This is a genomic window from Falsiroseomonas oryzae, assembly GCF_027856955.1.
GTDB classification, from domain to species: Bacteria; Pseudomonadota; Alphaproteobacteria; order Acetobacterales; family Acetobacteraceae; genus Falsiroseomonas; species Falsiroseomonas oryzae.
Map to the genome: position 1 here is coordinate 1 of NZ_JAPSMD010000698.1, position 1,888 is coordinate 1,888.

Below are 1,888 nucleotides of genomic sequence, written 5' to 3' on the forward strand. Positions count from 1 at the left end.
AGCTGCTCGCCGAGGCGGAGCAGAAGGTCCAGGCGATCGTCGAGGCGACGTCCGGCCCGACGCTGCGGGACGCCACCTGATGTCCGAGACTTTGGCCCCCGCCGACACCCTGGCTGCCGCCCTGCCCTGATGATCCGCCGCCTGATCGAGCGCGACGCTGTCCAGGCGCTGGACTTCGGCCGCGGCGACGACGCCTACAAGCAACTCTGGGTTGCGGCACGACGCCAACGCATTGGGCTGGTCGTCGCGGATGTTCGCCACCCCGGTGGAATCACGACGGTCTTGCGGCAGAATCTGGGGAAGTTCGCGCGATGGTTGCGCGTCGGGGCCCGACTCGGTTAATCAATGATCATGCGCTGGTCAGAATGCAGGCTTTCCGATGGCGAGGACCACGAGGCCGGCCCGGGCGGGCGAGCCGCCCTCGGCTCATCCCAGGGTCCAGAGGGCCAGGGCGGCCACGCAGCCCCAGCACACCAGGGACATCCCGCCGATCGCCAGGGCCGCCAGTGGCCAGCTCAGCCGTTCGGCGCTGCGCTCCCGCAGCGCCCAGTCGCCCGCCGCGTCGTGTCGGATCCCGGCCATGCCCAGCCCTTCCCCATCCCAGCGCCCGCTGGACGGGCGCATCACTCGGCGGCCAGTTACGGTCCGATCCCTGAACGGATCGATAACGCAAGAAATCATCGTGAAGGATGCGTGCTGCGCCGGAATGGTCTACCCTCCGGCCACGCCGCTACCGACCGGACCCGGCTTCGCGAGGATGGCGTGCGGGCCGCCGGAGCGGGGCGGCGTGGGGCATGGGGTTGCTCGATGACGATGTTCGCGGCGGAGCCTGGCTTCCGTCCGCGCCGGGCCTTCGGGCCCGCCGCGGCTGCGCGGTGCTGAGATGGCCGACGCCAACCTGCCGATCGTGTCGGTCGCCGTCTTCGCCTACAACGAGGAGCAGAACATCGTGGCGGCGCTGGACGCCCTCGATGCATGCGGCTCCGAGGCCTGCCTGCGCGTGCATGTCCTGATCAACGGCTGCACCGACGGGACGGAGCGCGTGGTGCGCGCCTACCGCCCGAAGCGCATCGCCGTGGTGCCCGTGGTGATCAAGGTCGGCGACAAGGCGAATGCCTGGAACCACTACACGCACGAGGTCGCGCCGGCCGATGCCGCGATCCACGTCTTCACCGACGGCGACATGGTGGTGATGCCCGGCTCGATCGCGGCCTTCCTCGCCCGTTTCGCGCAGGATCCGCACGCCAATGGCTGCGCTGCGCTGCCCGCCACCGGCCGCAGCATCCAGGCCTTCCGGACGAAGCTGATCCGGTCGCGCGAGATGGCCGGCAACCTCTATGCCGTGCGCGGCAGTTGCCTCGCGGAGTTCCGCGTGCGGGGCATCCGCCTGCCCTTCGGCATCTTCGGCGAGGACGGGCTGGTCACGGCCCTCCTCAAGTTCGACTTCGACATGCGCGGCCGGCAGGACAACCAGCGCATCACCGCGGCCGAGGGCGCCGGCTTCGGCTTCGCGCCGCTCTCGCTCTGGAATCCGCGGGACTGGCGCACATACCAGCGCCGCCGCATGCGCTACGCCGTGCGGCGCCACCAGACCCACATGCTGTACGGCCTGCTGCGCGAGCGGGGGACGGAGGCGATGCCGGCGCATGTGGTGGACCTCTACCGCCAGCGCGGCCCCATGCTCCGGCTGGGCTGGAACGGCACCAGCACCCTGTTCGACTGGATCGCGCTGCGGCGCATCCGCCGCGATATGGCGGCCGACGAGAGCGTCAAGCTCGAGAACCGCGCGCACCTCTACAGCTGATCCCGGGCGGCCGGCCGTCTCGCGCCGGCCGCGGCGGCGCATTGGCGCGCGCCCGCTACCCCACCGTTGCCAGCCGCGCCGCCG

General features: G+C 71.1%; 3 protein-coding genes. 2 read left to right on the top strand and 1 reads right to left on the bottom strand.

Going from position 1 to position 1,888, the window contains the following annotated elements; all coding sequences use genetic code 11:
- The first annotated feature begins 129 nt into the window (after positions 1-129).
- Positions 130-342: a hypothetical protein gene (locus OZN99_RS30735; protein ID WP_270939004.1), complete on the top strand. Its 213-nt coding sequence runs from the start codon at positions 130-132 to the stop codon at positions 340-342.
- An 84-nt stretch (positions 343-426) separates the two neighbouring features.
- Here OZN99_RS30735 and OZN99_RS30740 read toward each other — a convergent pair whose 3' ends face one another.
- Positions 427-582, bottom strand: coding sequence for a hypothetical protein (locus tag OZN99_RS30740; RefSeq protein WP_270939005.1), 156 nt, complete (start codon positions 580-582; stop codon positions 427-429).
- 301 nt (positions 583-883) lie between these two features.
- Here OZN99_RS30740 and OZN99_RS30745 point away from each other — a divergent pair, with 301 nt between their 5' ends.
- Complete coding sequence (locus OZN99_RS30745) at positions 884-1,804, top strand: glycosyltransferase (RefSeq protein ID WP_270939006.1); 921 nt, start codon at positions 884-886, stop codon at positions 1,802-1,804.
- The last annotated feature ends 84 nt before the right edge of the window (positions 1,805-1,888 follow it).

Coding starts and splice junctions, on each gene's coding strand:
- OZN99_RS30735 (WP_270939004.1), top strand. CDS start 130: ATGATCCGCCGCCTGATCGAGCGCGACGCTGTCCAGGCGCTGGACTTC.
- OZN99_RS30740 (WP_270939005.1), bottom strand. CDS start 582: ATGGCCGGGATCCGACACGACGCGGCGGGCGACTGGGCGCTGCGGGAG.
- OZN99_RS30745 (WP_270939006.1), top strand. CDS start 884: ATGGCCGACGCCAACCTGCCGATCGTGTCGGTCGCCGTCTTCGCCTAC.